This is a genomic window from Paenibacillus sp. FSL M7-0802 (assembly GCF_038004945.1).
Lineage (GTDB): Bacteria > Bacillota > Bacilli > Paenibacillales > Paenibacillaceae > Paenibacillus > Paenibacillus polymyxa_B.
Map to the genome: position 1 here is coordinate 41843 of NZ_JBBOSD010000002.1, position 20963 is coordinate 62805.

Genomic DNA, 20963 nt, shown 5'->3' on the forward strand with positions numbered 1-20963 from the left:
TTTATCTCTCTTCTCTTGTTGGTTGTAATACGGAATCTGTGCTGGGCTGATCATTGTCTGAGAGCCTCGTATTATCGAGTGTATGCAGGTGGCTTGGACGGTGAGACATCCACCATAATGGCGCCCTCATAAGAGAATCTTTTAGCCCTTGCTTATTTCCTGGAACAAAAGGAGATAAGTAAGGAACTCCAAACGAATCAATGTTCAATACATGATTGACAATGAATAGCATGCCAATCACCATACCGTAAAGGCCAAACATGCCTGCTAAGATAATCATTGGAAATCGCAGCATACGTACTGCGATCGCAGCATTATAGGCTGGAGTTGCGAATGATCCAATGGTGGTTAAAGCAACAACGACGACAGTAATGGGACTAACAAATCCCGCTGAAACAGACGCATCTCCAATAACAAGAACACCCACAATCGAGAGGGCGCCTCCAATGAGTTGAGGGAGCCTTAATGTGGCTTCACGTAGGACCTCCATCGACACTTCCATAATCAAGATCTCAACGACGGCTGGATAAGGTACACCTGCACGTCCGCTTGCCACAGCGACGGCAAATTCAGTGGGAATCAATTCCGGGTTAAAGGAAATGATCGATACGTACAGCGCTGGAATAAACAGTGAAAATAGTAAGGCAACTAATCGAATCGTACGTATCAAGCTGCCTATAATAAAACGTTCTGTATAGTCATCTAGGGTTTGATAGAACTGATTAAATACCGCAGGAATGATCAAGGCAAAGGGGGACCCATCGACCAGAATAGCTACACGTCCTTCCAAAAGAGAAGCGGCTGTTTTATCCGGTCGCTCCGTATTTTGAACTTGTGGGAATGGGGAGTAGGGATAATCCTCGATGAATTGTTCAATGTAGCCCGCATCCAATATCCCATCCGTATTAATCTTGGATAGCCTTCTATTGGCTTCATCGATCAGTTCTGGATTTGTAATACCGCTTAAGTAACAAACAGCGACCTTCGACTTGGTTCTTTGGCCGATAGGTTTGATGGTAATTCGCAGGTCAGGCGTCTGCAATCTTGCACGAAGGAGGTTTAAGTTTGTTTCTAAAACTTCAATGTATCCCTCTCGAGAGCCACGAATGATCTGCTCCGTTTGAGGTTCCTGGATTCCTCTTTTCTGAATAGTGCGCGTATCTAATAGGATGGCTTCCGAGGAGCCTTCAACCATGAATAGGGTGTTTCCTTGAAAGAGGGATTCAAGAATTAAGCTCACTTCTGATATGTTTTTTCCCTTGCTTACATGTAAATATTCACCCCAGATCATATCGATCAATTCCTGACAAGGAACATCCAAGTCTTTATCATGTGAGGGAGTCAGCATTAAAGGCTTCAGTATATCTCTATAAATGGAGGGTTCGTCAACCAGGGATGACAAGTATACAATAGCCCCGCGGTATTTCCCGAAGATAAGAAACTCTCGATTGATAACATCACCATTTTCCCCAATTCGGGCATGGATCTGTCTCAGGTTCTCATCTAACGCTGGACTTAATCGTTCGGAATGATGATTTGATAATTTCCCTTGAATGAATGGTGCCTCTTTTTTTCGAGGCTTAGAAAAATGACGTCCTCTTTTAAACATAGCGTGAACACTCCAAACACTGGTTTATTTTTATAGTTCTTACCATGTGTAAAAAAGTGGAGATTTATTCATCTACACGGTGTTGAAAATACACTATTAATGGATACCTAAAAAGTAAAAAATCAGACAGCCTTTGACGGTTGTCTGTTAGATATTCATATTAGACCTTTCACCGCAGTTCTCTGTTTAACCTTACCAAGGGATTTAACGTCATCCCTATGTCTCATTCATGATATAGAGTAACGAGCGGGAAACGAAAACCCAATGTATGAACTAGAAGAAGCTCAATACAATAGATGAAAAACTTCTGGATAGAGACTCTCGTGAACCTCTATTTTCGGTAGGGATTCTTGGCTAATCCGAAAGGCAATAAGAACTTCCAAGCACCTTCGAACTGAATCATTATTTACCTGAATCGCCGGCTTCATCTAACCACTTTCTTACATTATATAATCGCATGTTAAATGCTGTTTGAAATAATCCGGAATATCCATACTTTTCAAAGTGGGTCTTCTTTAGTTTTAAATGAGCTTCATCGTATGAGGAACAACTAAGCTTATCAAAAATGAGATTGTTCATGGCCTTTTTAATGTTAAGATCACTTCTCCAATAATTCATAGGGACATTATTAAATTCCCAAGGTTGAAATTGGTTTGGATATACGGCATTAATGGCCTGATATGGAGAATCACCAAACAAAGAAAGAATACCAGTCAACCTATGTTGTTTAAAGAAGTGAAAGTCTATGTGCTGTGGGATTTTGTTGTGTGGAATATTGCACTTATTTTCAATAACATATTTGATCGTTTCCACAGCACGTTCTAATCCTATGTGTCCCCTCCAATAACCATTCGATACCTGTTTAAATTGCCATGAGTGAAATTGCCCGGGATAGGCATGTTGAATTAGTTCCATAAAACTCCATCCATGCATGCTGGCTGGAGGCCGCAGGCGGTGACTCCACAGGAGTCTAGCATTCACTTTATTAGGAATATCCTTAGTCGGTATGTTCAGATGCTTTTCTAATAAGTATTGAGTTAGACAGATAAGATGTGTCTTTCCTTGCTTCCCATCAAAAAAATAGTTAGGAAAACGTGCTCGCTTTCCTTCTAATACTTCCCGATATATCGTGATTATTTCTGACGACTCCATAATCCATTCCTCCTAGGGTGCTTTTTTGAACTAACTAAAGCCTAATTTCCCACTTACAACACCGAGAAATTGGGCTTTATATAATGGGATTTCCTTAGCTTTGCAGTCTAAGCGGAGTTCTGGTGCCATATTAATGATGCAGGTTATTTTGGTTTTACCTCGACGTTAGCAAGGCGATTTGTAACATATATCTGTACTAAATTGATAATTATCAGGACAAGCAGGGGAATATACCCAGTCTTTAGAAAAAATAACTCCGAAAGTAAAAAATCCAACCAAATGTTTCATGAATTTTAAATATATTCAGCAGTGTGAACAGCCTCCTTTGTTAAATACTTTTCCACCATATGACTCATTTATTCACACTTAAATTGTTTTTGGGGTCGTTATTTTTACCAAAATGAAATCATTTGTTTCTCTTTGTCCATTTAATAATTCAATATAAAGAATCATTTGCTTTTAAATTCTGTAGGGTTCAGATTTAGCTTGCTTTTTGGGATGTTTCCACAAGAATGTGACATAGCAGAGCTTTATATTTCGAGAGGTTTTGACACGCTCGTTTAGATAATGTCAGCTAGGCAGGAACTATCCTAATAAATGTGTCATAAAGTATGCTTGGACAACGAAACCCTGTTCGACAGCCGGAAATTCAAAACGATGCGCTACATTCTATCCTGACTGTCATTATAATAAGAACCTATAAAAAAGGTCAGCCAGTAATATAAAATGTACCCCGTAGAGTAGACACCAAAGGTCTACTCTACGGGGTACTTTTCTATATACTTAAGGAAATAAAATTCGGGGAGAAAACCATGAGTATTAAGTTAATTTAGTCAACGTGATGTGAACAAGATAAAATCCAATCCGTATGTGAAAAGCGTAAGTCAAAAGAGTATTACGTACACAGATGAATTCAAACGCTTATTTATTGCAGAATATGAGTCAGGTCGACTACCCAGAGAAATCTTTGAGTCCTGCGGCTTTGACATTGAAATCCTCGGAATGGTTCGTGTAAATAAGGCTGCAAAACGTTGGAAGAGTGCATACACGACCAGTGGGTTAGATGGACTTACAGATACACGTAAGGGAAACTCAGGTAGACCTTTGGGTCGTGAGCTATCGATGGAGGAGAAGTATGAACGTTTGTTAGCTCAAAACAAACTATTACAAGCAGAAAACGAACTGTTATAAAAGCTCGAAATGGAAGAAAGGAGACTGATGAACAAGAAATTCAAATAGCTAATACAACAAAATTCACATTAATTCATTCCGTTATCCAAAAGTTTCACCTTATTCGTATGGTCAAGTACCTATGTCAGATCGCTGGTGTATCCAGATCAGGCTACTATAATCATTTTTCAATGCAGGCACAGCTATGTCGCAATCAGAGGGATCTACAGGATGAAAAGGCTAAGGAATGGGTCCTCAAAGCCTTTCGTTACCGCAATCGCAAAAAAGGAGCACGTCAGATTAAGATGACGTTAGCCCTTCAATTTGGTGTGAACTTTAACTTAAAACGGATCCGTAGAATAATGAAAAAATATAACATTGTTTGCCCCATCCGAAAAGCAAATCCTTATCGTCAAATGGCTAAGGCTACGCAGGAACATCGTGTATTAAAAAATGAATTAAACCGTAAATTCAAACAAGAAACTCCTGGGAAAGTACTACTTACTGATATTACCTATTTATTTTATGGACAAGGGAAGAAAGCATATCTCTCTACGATTCAAGATGCATCTACCAATGAAATTTTGGCTTATCAGGTGTCGGATAAGATTACGCTTGATATTGCACTAGAAACGGTTAAAAAGCTAAAAAATAACCGGTCAATAACACTTACATCAGATGCACTGATTCATTCTGATCAAGGATTCCACTACACAAATCCAATTATTAATTTTTTACATATTATAGTGGACAAAATAATAATAAACAAACCAACTTATATATTATAATAATTCGAGTGTAATCTATTGACTAGAGAATGAAAACAATACTTTGCGGTCTAGAGCAGCTACCCTGTCACTAAGCCTAAAAGTTTGTCTCTCAAGAAATTATATCGAAATATCTTGAACTTTCCCTAGAGGTAATTCAAGGGTTATGGTTTTAGCAACCGCTCTGTGTGTTAGCTATCGTTTCCGGAAGACGGCCGATTCATCTTGGTGGGTGTACCGGATTTCTGAATATAAAAAAGTCGGACTATGTGGGGTAAAGCGGTCATTTAGATAGCCGGTACGCAACGTAGCCAACCATAATTAAAATACCAAATTATATAGAAATATAGATTTATTAGGTAAATTCATCTATAATTCTAATAAAATTTGGTGTTAACTAGAAACGACATATTTCACAACGTCCAGTAAGCAAAATGAATTGAAGTCCTAAAAAGCTTGGATGATAACATAATGGGTTGCAAAGTTTTTGCTTGAAGGAGGAAGCTATATGAAAAGTACAGGAATTGTCCGGCAGGTGGATGAGCTTGGCCGGATTGTGATCCCCATCGAATTACGACGGGTTTTGGGGATGGATGTGGGAGAGCCGGTTGAGATTTTTATCGATGATCAGGCGAATCGATTGATGTTTCGTAAATATCAATCGGGATGTTTGTTTTGTGATTCGATGGAGTCGATAAGTTACTTCAAGGGGCGGCAAGTTTGTGGATCTTGTTTACGAGATATGGTGTCTCAACCTGACTTAGACTCAATGGCCATCCTTGAAAGCGCCGCCGCTTTGGAAAGCGATGATCAACCGGAACAGGGGAGTAGTATTGGAGGAAAAAAAGGGGACAATGCCTTGAGGCGGCTCGCCGAGGTGATGGAGACCTATCCCAACGCTACGCAAGGCGAATGGGCAAGAAAGCTTGGTTTTTCCCAAGGTTACGTGAGTCAGTTAATTCGGAAGTTAGATAAAAAAGCCTAACTCAGCAGAGTTAGGCTTTTTCTTTATTTTTAAAACAGTAAATTCTCGAAAAAATTCTGTTGCGGGCGCCCCCGGGTAGTTTTGTATTTCACGCTGCACCTTTGTAAGCATTTCCAGATTTTCAATCGCTTCTATTCTTTTAGCATTATAAAGCGATATCTTGGGATTGCTAGCATGAGTCCTAAATTTCACCCCTTATTTCTCCACTAATAACACCTTGTATCCTATCGATAATTCAGCATATCGGATAAATTTCTTCAACTCTTCCTAACCTTTAGTCTGGTTTAGGTGTTTATATATATAACCAACGGAATACTTAGGTTTTAAGTATTTTGTAGGTAACCACCCCTATTTTTAGGAATTTAATAACTATTTTTATATTAAATGGTGTTTATGGTAATAATTTGTGATATAATGGTTTACAAGTTTATGGGGTCATGTCGACAAAACGCATATATTATACGCTAAGCAAATTGCAACCTAAAAAGTCGAATTCCTATACGCTAAGGAACCGACTTTTTTAAATTTGGCTTGTTTAGTTAAATCTTTCGTACATATTGATCCTTACCCTGATCTTTCACAACTACCCCTAGCTCATTTAAATCCATTTTTAAATTTTTTGCCATTTTCTTATCTCCTTCTCTAATTGCATTTCTACGTTCATATAAGATTGAATTGGTGTTCTCCCCAAGTAAATGATCTTCTAGGGCCCAAAGTTTGAATTCATCTACATAAGGGTCCTGTTCACACCAAAGGTAATGATGATACAGAAAGATTTCTCGTATTTTTTCCTTCTTAATATCCGTCTTTTCACTCAAAAGTTCTTGACCTTTATTTCCAGTAATTACGACATTATTATCTTCCATAAAGATTTCTTTTACCTCAGATTTTCTAATTATCTTTTCTTTATCATCTTTATTGATCAATATTTCTTGATCGCTTATGCTCATTTTTAGTGCTTCACTATAAACTGTTAGTGATAAAAGAACACCTATAACTACACCTACGAACATCAAGATAATAGACACCCAAAAAGGGTTGAATGCATCCAAAAGTTCAATGACTTTTGAATCAGAAAAGAAAGATATTCTTTTTACGAATTCCAACAACTTTGGAAGAAACCAACCTATCGTTCCTAAAACAATAGGAAATAATACTGCAATCAATTTTTCCAAGAAACCCATACCAATTGTGGATGTATTTTTCATTGGGATTGTTACCTCCGAGACTTTATAGTTAAAAATAGTTGAATTAAGATGTTTAGAGTATCTTGAAATTCTGACAAAAATATTCAATACAAATGAAAATAATAATTATCAAACAACAAATACGCATAAATATATATCCTTATTCAACCATCAATTATTCTAATTAAAGGGAAATAGACCTTTTGATGTTACATAACTATTTTTGTTATTACTCTAGTTAAATCATCCCTATACTTCTCAAGACTAAAGGAAGCCCTATTTTTAAGCATACTTTCTTCTATTGCACCTTGAATCAGAACACAGATCATTTCTACATCAAATTCATTAGAAAACTCTTGTTTCTTTTGTCCCTCTAATAAAATCTCTTTGAGCAATACATTTAACAGATCTTCCTCGTCATCATCAGCTTTATAGTAAGGCACTCCTTCTTCGTCTTTAGCGTTAAAGACAATTTCAATCAATGCGATATTATTTTTATAATTAGCCACTTGGTAAGCCAAACTAGCTTCAATATATGCTTTTAATTGTGAAATAGCCGTTTCTTCTCGAACAACCTTCCCACTAATAAAATCCAATTTTTTGTTAAATAAATGCACTAAGGTTTGATTGATTAAATCCATTTTGCCAGAAAAATGATACGAAATTAATCCTGTACTCACTTTTGCCTTTTTAGCGACTTTAGTTAAACTGACATTTGTATAGCCAAGTTCATCGAGTGTATCAATACAAGCTTGAATAATCTGTTCTCTTCGTGCTTCAGCAATAAAAGATTGTTTGTTTTCCATCAGGGTCTTCCTCTCGTTTATATTGGTTATTCAATTTTTAAATTGGTCTTTCAATCAATTTTTATTTTAATACAAACTTCTTATTCCTGTCAACACTAAGAATTCGACTATCCTGCCTAGTTAGTTTAAATACACCTTTTTCACATTCTCTTATCTATTTTTAACAGAAATATCTATTTTCTTGTTAAAAAACAACAACCATAAACGACCGTTTATGGTTATGGTGAGTGAGCGTCTTTAAAAGTCTCAAATAGTGCTAAAATACATACCCAAAACTATAACCAAAAACAGAATACCAATACATCAGCCTTAACCCCCTTTTTGGTATAATTAATTTGTATGGAAAGGGGAGTTTCAAATTGAAATTTGGTTATGCACGTGTGAGTACGCAAGATCAGTCATTATCATTACAACTTGATGCATTGGATCGTCATGGAGTGGACGAAACTTTTGAAGAAAAAGAATCTGGTAAAAGGAAAAATCGCCCGCAGTTGGAGGAGCTTCTTAAAGTATTACGTAAGGGTGACACAGTAGTTGTCTATAAATTAGATCGTATCAGTCGGAGTACCAAACATTTAATCGAACTCATGGAACAGTTTGAAGCAAAAGGAATCCATTTCGCGTCTATTCAGGATAAAATTGACACAACAACAGCTATGGGGCGATTCTTTTTCAGAATGTTGGCTAGCATAGCTGAATTAGAACGGGATATCATTAGTGAACGAACGAAAGATGGGTTGGTGGCAGCTAGATCTAGGGGAAGAAATGGAGGTAGACCGAAGGTTGAATCAAAAAAAATTATGCTTGCCATGAAGATGTATGAAAGTAAAGACTACTCCTTATCTCAAATTAAAGAAGCCACAGGAATAGGAGCAACAACGCTATATCGTTACTTGGGAAAGAAAGGGCTATCCAGCGAGGAGGTGTAACATGAGAGGGAAAGAACTATTAACCCTTGATCAGCGAAATATGTTTATGTCTATTCCTGATGATATGACTGAGCATGATATGGAAATGCACTATACTTTTACCACAGAAGATCTTGCATTTATTAATAAGCATCGAAGAGACCATAATCGCTTAGGGATTGCCTTACAACTTGCAGTTCTTCGGTATCCGGGTTGGACTTTATTTCAGATTAAAGACATTCCCAACCAAATACTCGATTATATTGCGAAACAAATTGATGTCTCCCCACAAGAATATACACAGTATGCAAAACGGGTAGCAACTCGAAATGAACACCTAGAGGAACTTCGACAGCATTATGGCTACCAAAATTTATCCTTTGGGATGTATCGAATAATTGCACAATATACTCTTCAACACGCTCTTGGGAACGGGAATACAGATTACTTGATTCGCTCAACAATTAAGGAATTGCGAAGACAAAAAGTAATTTTGCCAGCTATGACAACAATAGAAAGAATTGTATGGGAGGCTCGTCAACGGGCAGAAGAACGAATTTTTAAATCTATCAGCTCTACATTAAATGAATCTCAAAAACCAAAGTTAGATCACTTACTTGATGTAAGTTCCACCTATTCAAAGACACCCCTTGCTTGGTTACGAGAAGTTCCCGGTCAATCTTCTCCAGATGCCTTCTTAAAGGTTATAAAACGTCTTCAAGTCATACGAACTTTGCAACTTAATGTGGATATTAAAGAAATTCATCCAAATAGGGTCTTACAGTTAGCACGATTGGGTTCCAAATATGAACCCCGTTCATTCCGTAGATTTAAAGAGAATAAGAAATTTACACTTTTAATTTTACATCTCCTACAACTTAGCCAAAACCTTACTGATCATGCCTTTGAGATACATGATCGGCAAATCAGCTTATTGTTATCAAAGGGACGTAAAGCTCAAGAAGAGATTCAGAGGTTAAATGGTAAATCAGTTAATGAAAAGGTTATTCACTTTGCAGATTTGGGATCAGCATTGATTCAAGCAAAAGAACAAGGGAAGGATCCATTTGAAGCATTAGAAGCTATTATGCCTTGGGAGGACTTCGTAAACTCAATAGAAGAGGCGAAGCAATTGTCACGCCCAATGGATTACGATTACTTAGACTTACTAAAATTTCGCTTTAACTACTTACGTAAATATACCCCAACATTGTTAGAAGCCTTGGAATTCACTTCTACAAAATCAGGAGAGCCATTGCTTCAAGCTATTGAGACCATTAAAGAGATGAACAGAAATAATAAACGAAAGGTTCCAGAAGGTGCTCCTTTGGACTTTATCTCGAATCGCTGGCAAAAGCACGTTTATGATGATGACGGGAATATAAATCGCCAATACTATGAGATGTCTGTTCTTACCGAGTTAAGAAATCTTGTACGCTCAGGTAACGTTTCTATTAAAGGAAGTCGTCAGCATCAAGATTTTGATAATTATTTAGTGACAAAAGAAACATGGGAGCAAAACAAGCAGCTTAATGAACTTACCGCACCACCTTCTGTTGATGAATACTTAAAAGGAAAAATGGATGTATTACATAATCGGCTTGAATGGATTAAAGCGAATATCACAGAATTAGATGGGGTTAATTTTGAGGATGGACGGCTGCATGTCCATCGTTTGGAGAAAAACGTTCCAGAAAAAGCACGAGAATATAGTTTATCTCTATATCAACTGATACCTCGTGTGAAGCTGACAGATTTGCTTATGGAAGTAGCAAGTTGGACGGGATTCGACAAGCAGTTTCTTCATGCTTCTACACTGCATCCTCCAAAAGAAGAAGAAAAGCCAGCGATCATGGCAGCGATTATGGCTATGGGAACAAATATCGGTCTTACTAAGATGGCAGAAGCGACACAAGGAGTTTCATACCGGCAAATGTCCACAGCCTCACAGTGGCGTTTATATGAAGATGCCATGAATAAAGCACAAGCCATTATGGTGAATTTTCAGCATCAGTTAAGCTTGTCGTCGTACTGGGGAGATGGTACATCTTCTTCTTCAGATGGAATGCGTGTTCAAGTAGGAGTTTCATCCTTACACGCTGATGCAAATCCACATTATGGAACGGGAAAAGGAGCAACCATTTATCGCTTTGTTAGTGACCAATTTTCTAGCTTCTATACGAAAGTGATTAATACAAACGCAAGAGACGCTGTTCATGTTATAGATGGTTTATTGCATCATGAAACCGACTTGCATATTAAAGAACATTATACAGACACAGCCGGTTATACAGATCAAGTATTCGGACTAACTAATTTGTTAGGGTTTCGGTTTGCCCCAAGATTACGAGACCTTGCAGATTCAAAACTTTACTCATTTGAAAAGCCCGACCAATATCCAGAAATGGAGAAGTTGCTACGTGGAAGAATTAACACCAAGATCATTCAGGAAAATTATGATGATGTATTAAGGTTGGCACATTCCATTTGTCCAAAGAAAATTAAGTATTAGACTTCAGTTGTTGATCTGACGCGGTTTCAGATTTTGAAAAACTTCAGGTGTTGAGAAATAAGTTTTAGACTGCCACCAACATTTCATACGGCGGCAGCCATGAACGAGAAAATAAAGTCATAGACTGCTGCTGTGTTGTTCAACTAACGATTCCAGTTAGTTCAATAACTAATAGACGGGAGGGCACATTTGCTTATAGCGCGCCATTCGGTTAAGCACGTCACGGAAGTCGCGAGCGTGAAAGGTCGCCAAGACGGCTGACGGATACTGTGCCGTCTCGTACGCTGTCGCAAGCTTGACGATTCCCGCAGCGACGTCTCCGGATTGTTCGTAATAAGCTTGCCAAATGGCATAATATTGAGCGGGCGGTACGACCGGTCCGTTAATTATGGTTATCGGAAGATTCAATTGGCGCGCAACGTCAATGGGTTCTATCCGATTTCTCTCAGGCTCGTCCAGAAGCCTGGAGCGATTTTGATTCGATCTGTAAAACGAGCGTTCATGGCTGCCGACCTCCTGAGACAATATCCAATTGCAAATGGTCCACGGAACCCGTGGACCATTGCTTCTTCTGATTATAGTCTAGCCGTCGAGCAGCGTCATCTGTTCTTTCATATAACGCGTGCCGTGAACGACATTCTTGGGGCTGACCTGATCGATTCGTTCGAGGTCCTCCTTCATGAGAAGGATATCAGCCGCGGCCGCATTTTCCTCCAGGTACTTGATACGCTTCGTACCCGGGATAGGCAACGCCCCGTTGGCAATCGTCCAGGCAATGGCCAATTGGGATGGTGTACAGTTCTTCTCCATCGCGATCTCCTTAATCTTGTCGACAACCTCAATGTTCTTCCGGAAGTTGTCTCCTTGGAACCGCGGCATCCATCTGCGAAGATCGTCGGCGGCCAGATCCTCGAAAGTGCGAAGCTCGCCGGAGATAAAGCCCCTGCTCAGTGGACTGTAGGCCACATGGGTAATCCCCAGCTCTCTTACGGTAGGGAGTATCTCCTCTTCGATGTCACGGCTCCAGAGCGAATACTCACTCTCTAGCACGGAGATCGGATACACGGCATGAGCGCGGCGAATGGTGGAAGCGGAAGCCTCGGACAGGCCGAGCGCCCGAACTTTGCCTGCCTTGACCAAGTCTGCCATCGCTCCGACCGTCTCCTCTATCGGGATTTGCGGATCGACGCGGTGTTGGTAGTATAGATCGATGTAATCCGTATTCAAACGGCGAAGGCTATCCTCCACTACTTTCTTAACGTAATCAGGATGGCCACTGATGCTCTCGTAATTTGGGGTGTACGAGAACTTGGTGGCGATAATGGCTTGCTCGCGGCGCCCTTGAAGAGCACGGCCGAGCAGCTTTTCGTTATGCCCGTTCCCGTACACGTCCGCGGTATCGAACATCGTGACGCCTATGTCCAAAGCGCGATGGATCGTTTGGATCGACTGTTCGTCGTTAGTCTCCCCGTAAATGCCTGGAGACATTCCCATAATTCCCAGTCCGATCGAAGAGACGAGGATATTGCTATTGCCCAAAATTCTTTGCTGCATTTGTTAATCCCTCATTCTATGTTTGTTGTCGCTCTGACTCCTCCATCTTGATTAACAACTGGCTCTCGGAAGGGATTCTCCCTTTCTCGATGTCTTCGTATATCGACAGTTTGTTATTGACGGCGTCGAGCGCTTCGGCCAATTCGTTCTGGCGGCGAAATAATTCTTCCTTGTACTGGTTCAAGATCGCTTTGCGCTGTGGAATCGTGGAATCACCATCGAGCGCAAAATCCACCATCTCCTTCAGCAACGACAGCTTCATCCCTGTCGCCCGGAAACATGTCATCAGCCGGATCCAATCTAGGTGATCTTGTTCGAACAGTCGATTCCCGTTCTTATCTCTCTTAATGTAAGGGAGCAATCCCTCCTTCTCGTAAAAACGAATCGTATGAGCCGGGCAACCAAGCCGCTCTGAAGCTTCTTTGATCGTGAATGCCATTGGCCGGATCGCTCCTTATCGGTTATTTTCAGACGGTATCGGCTGGTTCTTCCTCATCCTAAACCTTAAAGTACACTTTAAGGCAAGCGTTATTTTGGGAGACAGCTGTTAACGTCTGAACTACTGGTTATCATTATAATGCCCATCATTGACCCTATTTAGGGGGGGCTGTGAAAACTGGATCTATAATAGAGGCACCTTCGGCGTTAAAATACGCACAATGTTCGTTCCAATATCGTTTATTTTCGAATCCTTCTTGCTTACTCAATGGACACTTCGTGCATCTGAGTGTTCTACCAAACAAAAGTCGGCACTAAACAGAGAAAAAGGCAGCTGGATTAAATACTCGCTACCTAAACTAAACTGCCAGTTAGCTCAATGAAGCATCTTCAGTCTATCCTGAAATAACTGTATTTCATCATCTGATGGTGCCGCGTTAGCGGCATGGGCGTCTAATACTTTATTTTCTCAGTCTACAACTTTATTTTCCTAGTCTAACACTTTATTTTTCAGTCTAATACTTTATTTTCTTCGAACACCATTCGTAAAGGAACGGTATCTGCCTCTCTCATTATGGGGAAATTAGGTTCTTATTCTCGTCAAAATAGCCTTGCTACTACACTAAGAGAGATGGGACGTATTGATAAAACTTTGTTTATATTAGACTACATTTCTAGCGAAACATTACGTCGGAGAATCCAACGTGGATTAAATAAAGGTGAAGCCATGAATGCCTTGGCACGAGCTATTTTCTTTGGGAAACATGGGGAACTTAGAGAAAGAGCACTACAAGATCAGTTGCAGCGTGCCAGCGCCTTAAACCTCATTATTAATGCTATTAGTATTTGGAATACCGTGTATCTATCACAAGCAATTGAACATTTTAAAACTACAGGAAAATATCAAGAGAAATTGCTTCCACACATATCACCATTAGGATGGAAACACATAAACTTTCTAGGTGAATATTCATTTAAACCTGAGATTTCGACCTTTCATTCCCTACGTCCACTCAGAACATAAATAAAACCCTGATTTTTCTGCTTAGCGTAGAAAAATCAGGGTTTTACCTTCTGAAAAGTTCCTTATCGTATAATATCTGCGTTTTGTCGGCAGGACCCCTTTATGAAGTTAATATAAGAATACGAGGTGGTAAAATGAAAAAAGCACTGTCGAAAGTCTTATTGCTTGCTTCATCTATTTCTCTATCCAGTATGTTATTTTTAGGTACTGCAGCTGATGCACTTTTCAGGGAGGAGTTCCCAACACTTCGTTCCGGTTCTTCTGGAGGGTATGTTAGAGCACTTCAAGCTAACTTGTGGTCATCTGGATATCAATCAACAGTAGGAACGATAGATGGCAGTTATGGTTCTGGCACTACAAATGCGGTGAAAGCTTTCCAATCAAGAGAAGGATTGACATCAGACGGGGTTGCTGGCTCAAGTACATGGTCAAGGATGGATACTTATGTGATGCCTACTGGGGGGTATGGAGAATACCGTTACCTTCATCCTGGTAGCACAACCTACCAAACTATATATTCATACTATGCGACTAACGTCGATGTAACTATGAATTATTATCTTCAGTACAGATCAAATGGAAATGTGGTAAGTTCTGGTTTGGTTTTCCAGAGATGGCTCTAATGTTATCTCGAATATACTCAATAAAATCAATAGGAGGATGAATACATGAAAAAGTCTATTCTAATTTCTTTAGGAATAGTGGCTGCTTTGGGAGCAAGCACTTCAATTTATGCTTATACCGCTGAACAACCGCTTGTAACAAATGTAAATGAAAGCAGCATATCTGAGTCTACACCGTCTGATTTGGAAGGTGTTGTTAATGAAAGCGATTTTACTGAAAATCAACGTCCTGAACCGGTTACTGTAAATATTGATATTGAAAATGCTTCGACTGATAATATCCATATTCCGTTAGACTTGGCAGATCGAACAATGTCTCAAGCGAATATAAGTACTGCGTCTAACAATTCTATTGAGAAATTGGTATTGGCAAATGAAACTGATTGGGGAACAAATGTAGAAAAACAAGTAATCTATGCTCTTAAGAGCGGATCAGAAGTAACGTTTTTCCAAGTAGACCGTGACCCAAGGGTGTCTATTGACTATTTTAAAAATTTGAGCATATATGACTCTAGTGAAGTGTCCGTGATTGATATCAATGGATTCCAAGCAGTGACTACAGATGAAGGCCCAAGGAAAACGGTCCACATTGTTACAAATGATCATGTATTTACCGTGGGTACAGTTTATGAAGATGTGACTCTTGATTACCTGATTGAACTAGCGAAAGAAATTAAAGAGTAATCCAAAAGGCACACTCAAAGAAAGGAGCAACTAGGCATTTTGCGGAAGCTTTATCGATGGATTTGACGGAAGTTAAACAAGCGAAAACCCACCGCGTATGAACTGCACCCCAATTGTTAGACACATCTAACATTGGAGGTACAGTTCAATCCCGGTGGGTTTTTATTGTTACTCCTGAATTTGTTGGAGTACATTCATTACATCATCAAGGTCTCCAGTGGAGGTGGAGACATTAAACAGATGATCATTCAAGAATAAATGTGCGGCTTTTCTATGTTCGCCATCTACATAAACAACGGTATGGCCGTTGATTTCGGTAACTTCTGTCGGTTCTTTATAGAAGCCCTTTATAGTCTCGATGGTACTTCCCTCGACAGGTACCTGATTTACAATAATCTCAGCACCATTTTGCGATTGGTATCTTGCTATGAAATGAAACTCACCAGGAGCAACTTCATTAGCAGTGATAGGAGTGAGTTGTTTCAAATTAGGAACATCACTGCTTTGTGCAGCACTTATTCCTGCAGGAGCTGTGTCCTTGATTGATTCAGGAATACGCACTTCAACACCCTCTGGAAGCTGAGACAGATCAACTCTCTTGTCTTGAACTCCCGGATCAGGCGGGACTACTGTTTCTTGAGTGTTTGAGGCGGTAATTCCTTCACTTTGTTGTACTGTATTTTCTTCTGTAACCACTTCTGGAATCGTAGTATCCCCTTCGGCAGCATAGGACTGATACGCATATCCAGCACCTGTTAGAAGTAAAGCCCCTGTCGCACATGTAACAAGTATTTTTTTTATCTTCATTGTATAATGTACCTCCTTGTTAATTAATTGACATATCCGAATTTAACTCTCGCGTTATTAGACTTATACAGTACTTCGTATGATACTCTAGTTCCGTTTGCATCGTAGAAGGTCCAATAAGTCGAGCTTTGGGGGCTATCTAGGTACCAATGTTTATCGGTTGAATAGAATGAGTAGTAATCGAACCTATTCCATGTAGATGAACCAGCTACACCGTCAGCGGTAACACCCGCATATCTTTGAAAGTTCATAACCCCTGTTTTTGTTCCGGATCCAAAACTACCATCAATCGCTGTATATGGTTGTTGTCCGAACGCCCACAAGTTAGCCTGTAAACCTGAAACATAACCACCAGTTGAACCTTCTCTCAAAGTCGGCCACCAACTGAAGCCTGCTTGAGCAGCACTTGCTATACCACTAAACAAAAGTGAACCCATGAGCGAAACTGTTACTAGAGAAACCAACTTCTTCTTCTTCAACGAATACTCCTCCTTTGTTTTGTGAATATGGCTTGTACGACTATTCATTATCCGGTTAGATCCCCTGATGTCTGGAAGTTAAATCTTTGGAGCTTGGTTTAAGTCTTCTGCAGTTAGTTGTTATTCACCTCCGGTTTATAACTATGAAGCTATCTAATTTGATGGCTTCATAGTGTATAACGTAATAAAACTATCAACAGTTATGATAAAATCAAAAAAAAGGATTAAATTCCGTAATCTAGTATAAGTATAGCGTAAACAGGAAAGGGAGGTTTTCAGTACATAATTATATCGTTTTGCTTTAGATTACTTATGAAGACAATGCTATCCTATGGAATGTTCGGGTTTTGAACAAAAATTGGCCAGCTGCAGGAGCTGACCAAGGATCCAAATTGCCTTACAAGACGAACATTGGTGTCTTCAATATCTGTTAAGGCTACCTTTAAGCACCCATGCCAGAAAATAGAATCGTCTGTTTTAAAATATATAGAGTCTGTTTCTATTGAGCTGTGGCAGGCCCTACAGGATAGGCTATTGTACAGTTTTATACTTCATCAAATACTTCTTTCAAAATGTTGAGTGCCTTTCTTTGCTCTTTCTCGCTTCTTTTTAGAAGTAATGCATGGATTGCCATTATATCCTCGCTGTCTTGCCTTCTTCCTAAACTCATTAATTCAAAGAACTCCATATTCAGGGCGTTCGAAAGTTTTGTGATAGTCTCTATTGTAATATTACTTTCACCGCGCTCAACTCTGCCGACGAAGGAGAAGGATGAGCCTATTTCGTCTGCTAAAGCCTGCTGGGTTAATCCTTTTTCAATCCTTAACTTTCTCACAATAGTACCAATCTGTTCAGCAATAGTTTGATGATTCATAAAAGTTATCTACTCCTCTTAATAAAAAGTGTAGACAATAGATGAAATGTAGTGGAGTCATTAAATGTTTTAAAATTATTAAATGTTGTCCCTATAAGTGTCAATTGTTACTTGAAATGGGGTAACGGTTAAGCTGACTATCGGCAGTAAAAAGGCTTATGTGAACGGAAAAGTTAGGCACTACTTATGTTCCTTTGCGTTTTGTAAGTGAGGCGATCAGTGCTAGGGTGAATTGCACATTTGTTCTAGAAAAACGAGGTAATGATTCAACCCCCTTCTTTGATGGTAAATAATCAATTGAATCGCATTTATTCAACTCATCAGCAAAGGTCCATAGAAAGCTATTTCAGTCTTTCTTCGGTCATTCTGCAGAAAGGAACTCTTAAATGAATGTACTGGTGGTGGATGATCATGAAATCAATCGAATCGTATTGCTTTACATCCTACAAAAACTTGGCTATAGTGCTGATTTAGCGACGAACGGCCAAGAAGCCCTTCAAGCGACTCAAGTGAAACCGTACCAGCTTATTTTTATGGATATTCAAATGCCGCTTATGGATGGCAAGAAGGCAGCCGAAAAAATTCTCGAATCTGTTGCGCAGCCTCCATACATTATTGCTATGAGTGCGAATACATCAGTGCGTGACAAGAAAGACTGCTTAGCGTTAGGCATGGTCGATTACATCGAAAAGCCTTTAGACTTCGAAAAAATTAAACAAATCCTTATATACTACTCTGGACAAAACATCCAGCAAACACTTCTCGAATAAACGAGTTTGGTGAAGGCGCTTGGCATTGGATTGGGATTGATTCCGGTTTCCTCTCCACCTTCAAATTCAACGATTTACATTTAATTACGGTGTTAAAGGGTAGATCAAAGGCCACTTGCAAAATGCAGGCGGCCTTTCGTCTTTTATGTGAGCTAATGTGTAGCGTTTCGTCTCGATTTCGACCGTGATGTTATAAGCCAAATATGGATCGGAATTGATACTAAAGAGTAAACGATAAATGCTAAATTGAATATTGTCTTATGCTGAAAAGTTTGTGCTTGGATATAGTTGCAGGATAGATACATTAGTATTGCGGATACGAAAACGTATTTGTTGTATTCCTCTTTGCTCGTGCTGATCCGCAGGATTACCGCATGAAGCCACGCTACAAAAGACAAGATGGCTATAGTAAATACTGTTGCCATATCTTCACGCTCCCTTCTAGTAATATTATACCCATTATGTGAGAGATTCAGTCCTGTACACATATTATCGGCTTCAGATCCGCGGCCATGATAGTTTCTGTGTACATTGTATCAGCTGCAGAAAGCACCAGGACAAAAATACGTACACAGCAAACCTAAAAAAGTGAAGCAAACAGGTGTTTAATCCCCCGGTTCATCGGCCCTAAATCCCAAGCGACCCCGGAAAAATCACCCGGGTTCCATTGGGATTCTTAACGGGCCTAGCAGGGAAGCTAAAGACTCTGGGGCAATGCTCATACATCATGGGGATTGCTCCGCTCCGTTTCACTCCACTCCACAAACCCCATCATGTACTACGAAGCAAAGGGAACCATGAATCCCTTACGCTCCGCTCCATTCCTTCATCGTTCCTAAACCTATTCGGGTAGACCCTTCGAAGATAAAACCTTGTGGGCAAGATCGAAGAAGTAAAGACAAAGGCCCGTTCGCACGTATTCTGCCTGCAGCCTTACCATATTCCGTTTTTCAAAGAGATCATTCACATACCGTAGCCATCTAGTCGCATGGGATCATATAGAACCTCTCCGGGCAAGGCGAAAAAATTATTTTGAGAAGTACACTCAAAATAATTTTTGTCGTCCCTTCGGGCAGCCTTGCCCTGCGAGAACCTATATGATCTTAAATCTGCGACGGCTACGGTATACGAATGATTTTGCTCTTTGAAAACTTCATAAGGTAAGGCAAGACAGCAAGCAAGAAACTGCTCACAAACCTTAAAGGATTCCGCTCATCGCCACTAGGGCTAGACAGGCAAACGGTTCCGAATGAGGGTTAGGGCCAAAAAAGTCAACTCTAAATAAGCAATTTTGAAAGGAGGTGATGGCGACTGAGCGTTGAGGCGTTGCGTAATCAAATTGAAGAGTTGCGTAAAGAACTCGTTGATTTAGTGGAACGGATGGGTTTAACGGCGATGGAAGTTGTGGAGAAATCGCAAAAGTTGGACAAAGTGCTGAATGAGTATGATCGACAAGTTCAAAGACAGACAAAAGGCCCGTTTGTTTAGCAGAACAAACGAGCCGGGGCGAAGATTTGAGACCCCTTCGCCCCTCCATTATAACACATAAGGGAGAGGTTAACATGAGTGAAAAAGTCTATGAAATGATTACAAATCGTATGATAGAGCTTTTGGAAAAAGGGGTTGTACCTTGGCGCAGACCGTGGAAGGTTGGCGGTGCTGTAAACTGGAAAACTCAGAAGCCATACCGCGGCATTAATACCCTGCTACTTGAACCCGGCGAATACGCAAGCTTCAAACAAATTAGCGAAGCTGGCGGAAAAGTCAAAAAAGGGGAAAAATCAGAAATTGTCGTGTTTTGGACATGGCTAGAGAAAGAAGATAAAGACGGGGAACCCGTGAAAATCCCGTTCCTCCGATACTATAGAGTTTTTGAGATCAACAGACAGTGCGAGGGGCTACAGAGTAAAAGGAATGATCAAACATTCGACCACGATCCTATAGAAGCAGCAGAGCGGATTTGTGAAGGGTACAAGGATGCTCCGCCTGTCCGGTTTGCTTCCGGGCGTGCGTTCTATCGTCCAGCTGATGATATTGTGAGCGTGCCGCCTATCTGTGATTACAGCAAGCCAGAAGAATACTACAGCACGTTATTCCACGAGCATGTACACAGTACAGGCCACGAAAGCCGCCTAAATCGTTCAGGGATTACCGAGCTTGCAGCCTTTGGGGATGAGAGTTACAGCAGAGAAGAATTGGTGGCAGAGATCGGGGCGGCAATGCTTTGCGGTGTAGCTGGTATTGATAACAGCACCATAGAGAACAGCGCGGCCTATGTGGGCAGTTGGTTGCGCAAGCTTAAAGATGATAAGAAGTTAGTTGTACAGGCCGCAGGACAGGCACAGAAGGCCGCAGATCATATTTTAGGGGTAACCTTCCAAGAGGCTGCTGCCGAGTAACCAGAGCGCCCCACATCCAACCGGGTCCCTTCCCGGTTGGATGTGGGAAGTTCATTATTTTGTTGTACACAAAACTGAAACCTGGATCTCGCCTGAAGGTGAATTTTTGTACTCAAAATATCAGCAGCCGGCTTGAACGTTTCCGGAATTCTGTGTACGGATTTTGCTTTAAAAAAAGTGGCCATTGAAAGGAGTGTGTACAATGTACACTCAAA

Annotated in this window: 17 protein-coding genes and 4 pseudogenes; 10 read left to right on the plus strand and 11 right to left on the minus strand. The window is 40.2% G+C overall.

Annotated features, from left to right (window positions below):
- Position 1: 1 nt before the first annotated feature.
- Together MHB54_RS28555 and MHB54_RS28560 are read right to left on the minus strand one after the other, a co-directional pair.
- Positions 2-1609: a spore germination protein gene (locus MHB54_RS28555; protein ID WP_340982186.1), complete on the minus strand. Its 1608-nt coding sequence runs from the start codon at positions 1607-1609 to the stop codon at positions 2-4.
- 402 nt (positions 1610-2011) lie between these two features.
- Positions 2012-2761: a DUF4046 domain-containing protein gene (locus MHB54_RS28560; protein ID WP_340982187.1), complete on the minus strand. Its 750-nt coding sequence runs from the start codon at positions 2759-2761 to the stop codon at positions 2012-2014.
- An 843-nt stretch (positions 2762-3604) separates the two neighbouring features.
- Here MHB54_RS28560 and MHB54_RS28565 point away from each other — a divergent pair.
- Both MHB54_RS28565 and MHB54_RS28815 read left to right on the plus strand, forming a co-directional pair.
- Positions 3605-4653 (plus strand): annotated as a pseudogene (locus tag MHB54_RS28565) (IS3 family transposase); the annotation flags it as partial.
- A gap of 553 nt (positions 4654-5206) precedes the next feature.
- A pseudogene (locus MHB54_RS28815) lies at positions 5207-5288 on the plus strand (hypothetical protein); the annotation flags it as partial.
- Between the two features lie 377 nt (positions 5289-5665).
- Here MHB54_RS28815 and MHB54_RS28575 read toward each other — a convergent pair.
- The 3 genes from MHB54_RS28575 to MHB54_RS28585 form a co-directional block, all read right to left on the minus strand.
- Entirely contained in the window at positions 5666-5875 is a 210-nt protein-coding gene (locus MHB54_RS28575) for a hypothetical protein (RefSeq protein ID WP_063477448.1), read from the minus strand.
- A 347-nt stretch (positions 5876-6222) separates the two neighbouring features.
- Positions 6223-6891 carry a YqeB family protein gene (locus tag MHB54_RS28580; protein ID WP_340982188.1) on the minus strand — a complete coding sequence of 223 codons (669 nt, stop codon included), beginning with the start codon at positions 6889-6891 and terminating at the stop codon, positions 6223-6225.
- Positions 6892-7079: 188 nt separating this feature from the next.
- Positions 7080-7676, minus strand: coding sequence for a TetR/AcrR family transcriptional regulator (locus MHB54_RS28585; RefSeq protein ID WP_071220739.1), 597 nt, complete (start codon positions 7674-7676; stop codon positions 7080-7082).
- Positions 7677-8035: 359 nt separating this feature from the next.
- On the opposite strand from MHB54_RS28585, the gene MHB54_RS28590 reads away from it, so the two are divergent.
- On the plus strand, positions 8036-8605 hold the full coding sequence (locus MHB54_RS28590; RefSeq protein ID WP_076315855.1) for a recombinase family protein: 570 nt from the start codon (positions 8036-8038) through the stop codon (positions 8603-8605).
- Position 8606: 1 nt separating this feature from the next.
- Positions 8607-11087, plus strand: a pseudogene (locus MHB54_RS28595) (Tn3 family transposase); the annotation flags it as partial.
- A 177-nt stretch (positions 11088-11264) separates the two neighbouring features.
- Here MHB54_RS28595 and MHB54_RS28600 read toward each other — a convergent pair.
- The 3 genes from MHB54_RS28600 to MHB54_RS28610 form a co-directional block, all read right to left on the minus strand.
- Positions 11265-11504 carry a hypothetical protein gene (locus MHB54_RS28600; protein WP_179087093.1) on the minus strand — a complete coding sequence of 80 codons (240 nt, stop codon included), beginning with the start codon at positions 11502-11504 and terminating at the stop codon, positions 11265-11267.
- 174 nt (positions 11505-11678) lie between these two features.
- Positions 11679-12650, minus strand: a complete 972-nt coding sequence (locus MHB54_RS28605) for an aldo/keto reductase (protein WP_036684644.1) — start codon at positions 12648-12650, stop codon at positions 11679-11681.
- A 16-nt stretch (positions 12651-12666) separates the two neighbouring features.
- Entirely contained in the window at positions 12667-13089 is a 423-nt protein-coding gene (locus MHB54_RS28610; RefSeq protein WP_036684645.1) for a MerR family transcriptional regulator, read from the minus strand.
- 531 nt (positions 13090-13620) lie between these two features.
- Between MHB54_RS28610 and MHB54_RS28615 the strand changes: the two are divergent.
- The 3 genes and pseudogenes from MHB54_RS28615 to MHB54_RS28625 all read left to right on the plus strand — a co-directional run.
- Positions 13621-14112, plus strand: a pseudogene (locus MHB54_RS28615) (Tn3 family transposase); the annotation flags it as partial.
- A 134-nt stretch (positions 14113-14246) separates the two neighbouring features.
- A complete protein-coding gene (locus MHB54_RS28620) occupies positions 14247-14735 on the plus strand; it encodes a peptidoglycan-binding domain-containing protein (RefSeq protein WP_074961862.1) in 489 nt (162 codons plus the stop codon).
- Positions 14736-14780: 45 nt separating this feature from the next.
- Positions 14781-15419: a hypothetical protein gene (locus MHB54_RS28625; RefSeq protein WP_063477447.1), complete on the plus strand. Its 639-nt coding sequence runs from the start codon at positions 14781-14783 to the stop codon at positions 15417-15419.
- A gap of 168 nt (positions 15420-15587) precedes the next feature.
- Here the strand turns inward: MHB54_RS28625 and MHB54_RS28630 are convergent, their stop codons facing one another.
- The 3 genes from MHB54_RS28630 to MHB54_RS28640 form a co-directional block, all read right to left on the minus strand.
- Positions 15588-16226: a hypothetical protein gene (locus MHB54_RS28630; RefSeq protein ID WP_063477446.1), complete on the minus strand. Its 639-nt coding sequence runs from the start codon at positions 16224-16226 to the stop codon at positions 15588-15590.
- Between the two features lie 23 nt (positions 16227-16249).
- The gene (locus MHB54_RS28635; protein WP_197477056.1) at positions 16250-16705 is read right to left on the minus strand and encodes a peptidoglycan-binding domain-containing protein; all 456 of its coding nucleotides are present in this window, start codon (positions 16703-16705) and stop codon (positions 16250-16252) included.
- 544 nt (positions 16706-17249) lie between these two features.
- On the minus strand, positions 17250-17579 hold the full coding sequence (locus tag MHB54_RS28640; RefSeq protein WP_340982190.1) for a helix-turn-helix domain-containing protein: 330 nt from the start codon (positions 17577-17579) through the stop codon (positions 17250-17252).
- 386 nt (positions 17580-17965) lie between these two features.
- Between MHB54_RS28640 and MHB54_RS28645 the strand changes: the two genes are divergently transcribed.
- The 3 genes from MHB54_RS28645 to MHB54_RS28655 all read left to right on the plus strand — a co-directional run bounded on the left by MHB54_RS28645 (position 17966) and on the right by MHB54_RS28655 (position 20748).
- Positions 17966-18349 (plus strand): response regulator, encoded by a 384-nt coding sequence (locus MHB54_RS28645; protein ID WP_340982191.1) that lies wholly within the window; start codon positions 17966-17968, stop codon positions 18347-18349.
- Positions 18350-19675: 1326 nt separating this feature from the next.
- On the plus strand, positions 19676-19837 hold the full coding sequence (locus tag MHB54_RS28650) for an aspartyl-phosphate phosphatase Spo0E family protein (RefSeq protein ID WP_340982192.1): 162 nt from the start codon (positions 19676-19678) through the stop codon (positions 19835-19837).
- Between the two features lie 74 nt (positions 19838-19911).
- Positions 19912-20748: an ArdC family protein gene (locus tag MHB54_RS28655; protein WP_340982193.1), complete on the plus strand. Its 837-nt coding sequence runs from the start codon at positions 19912-19914 to the stop codon at positions 20746-20748.
- Positions 20749-20963 lie beyond the last annotated feature (215 nt).

Bases quoted from the DNA above. Each gene is read 5' to 3' on its own strand.
- MHB54_RS28555 (WP_340982186.1), bottom strand. From the start codon at position 1,609: ATGTTTAAAAGAGGACGTCATTTTTCTAAGCCTCGAAAAAAAGAGGCA.
- MHB54_RS28560 (WP_340982187.1), bottom strand. From the start codon at position 2,761: ATGGAGTCGTCAGAAATAATCACGATATATCGGGAAGTATTAGAAGGA.
- MHB54_RS28580 (WP_340982188.1), bottom strand. From the start codon at position 6,891: ATGAAAAATACATCCACAATTGGTATGGGTTTCTTGGAAAAATTGATT.
- MHB54_RS28585 (WP_071220739.1), bottom strand. From the start codon at position 7,676: ATGGAAAACAAACAATCTTTTATTGCTGAAGCACGAAGAGAACAGATT.
- MHB54_RS28605 (WP_036684644.1), bottom strand. From the start codon at position 12,650: ATGCAGCAAAGAATTTTGGGCAATAGCAATATCCTCGTCTCTTCGATC.
- MHB54_RS28610 (WP_036684645.1), bottom strand. From the start codon at position 13,089: ATGGCATTCACGATCAAAGAAGCTTCAGAGCGGCTTGGTTGCCCGGCT.
- MHB54_RS28620 (WP_074961862.1), top strand. From the start codon at position 14,247: ATGAAAAAAGCACTGTCGAAAGTCTTATTGCTTGCTTCATCTATTTCT.
- MHB54_RS28625 (WP_063477447.1), top strand. From the start codon at position 14,781: ATGAAAAAGTCTATTCTAATTTCTTTAGGAATAGTGGCTGCTTTGGGA.
- MHB54_RS28630 (WP_063477446.1), bottom strand. From the start codon at position 16,226: ATGAAGATAAAAAAAATACTTGTTACATGTGCGACAGGGGCTTTACTT.
- MHB54_RS28640 (WP_340982190.1), bottom strand. From the start codon at position 17,579: ATGAATCATCAAACTATTGCTGAACAGATTGGTACTATTGTGAGAAAG.
- MHB54_RS28645 (WP_340982191.1), top strand. From the start codon at position 17,966: ATGAATGTACTGGTGGTGGATGATCATGAAATCAATCGAATCGTATTG.
- MHB54_RS28655 (WP_340982193.1), top strand. From the start codon at position 19,912: ATGAGTGAAAAAGTCTATGAAATGATTACAAATCGTATGATAGAGCTT.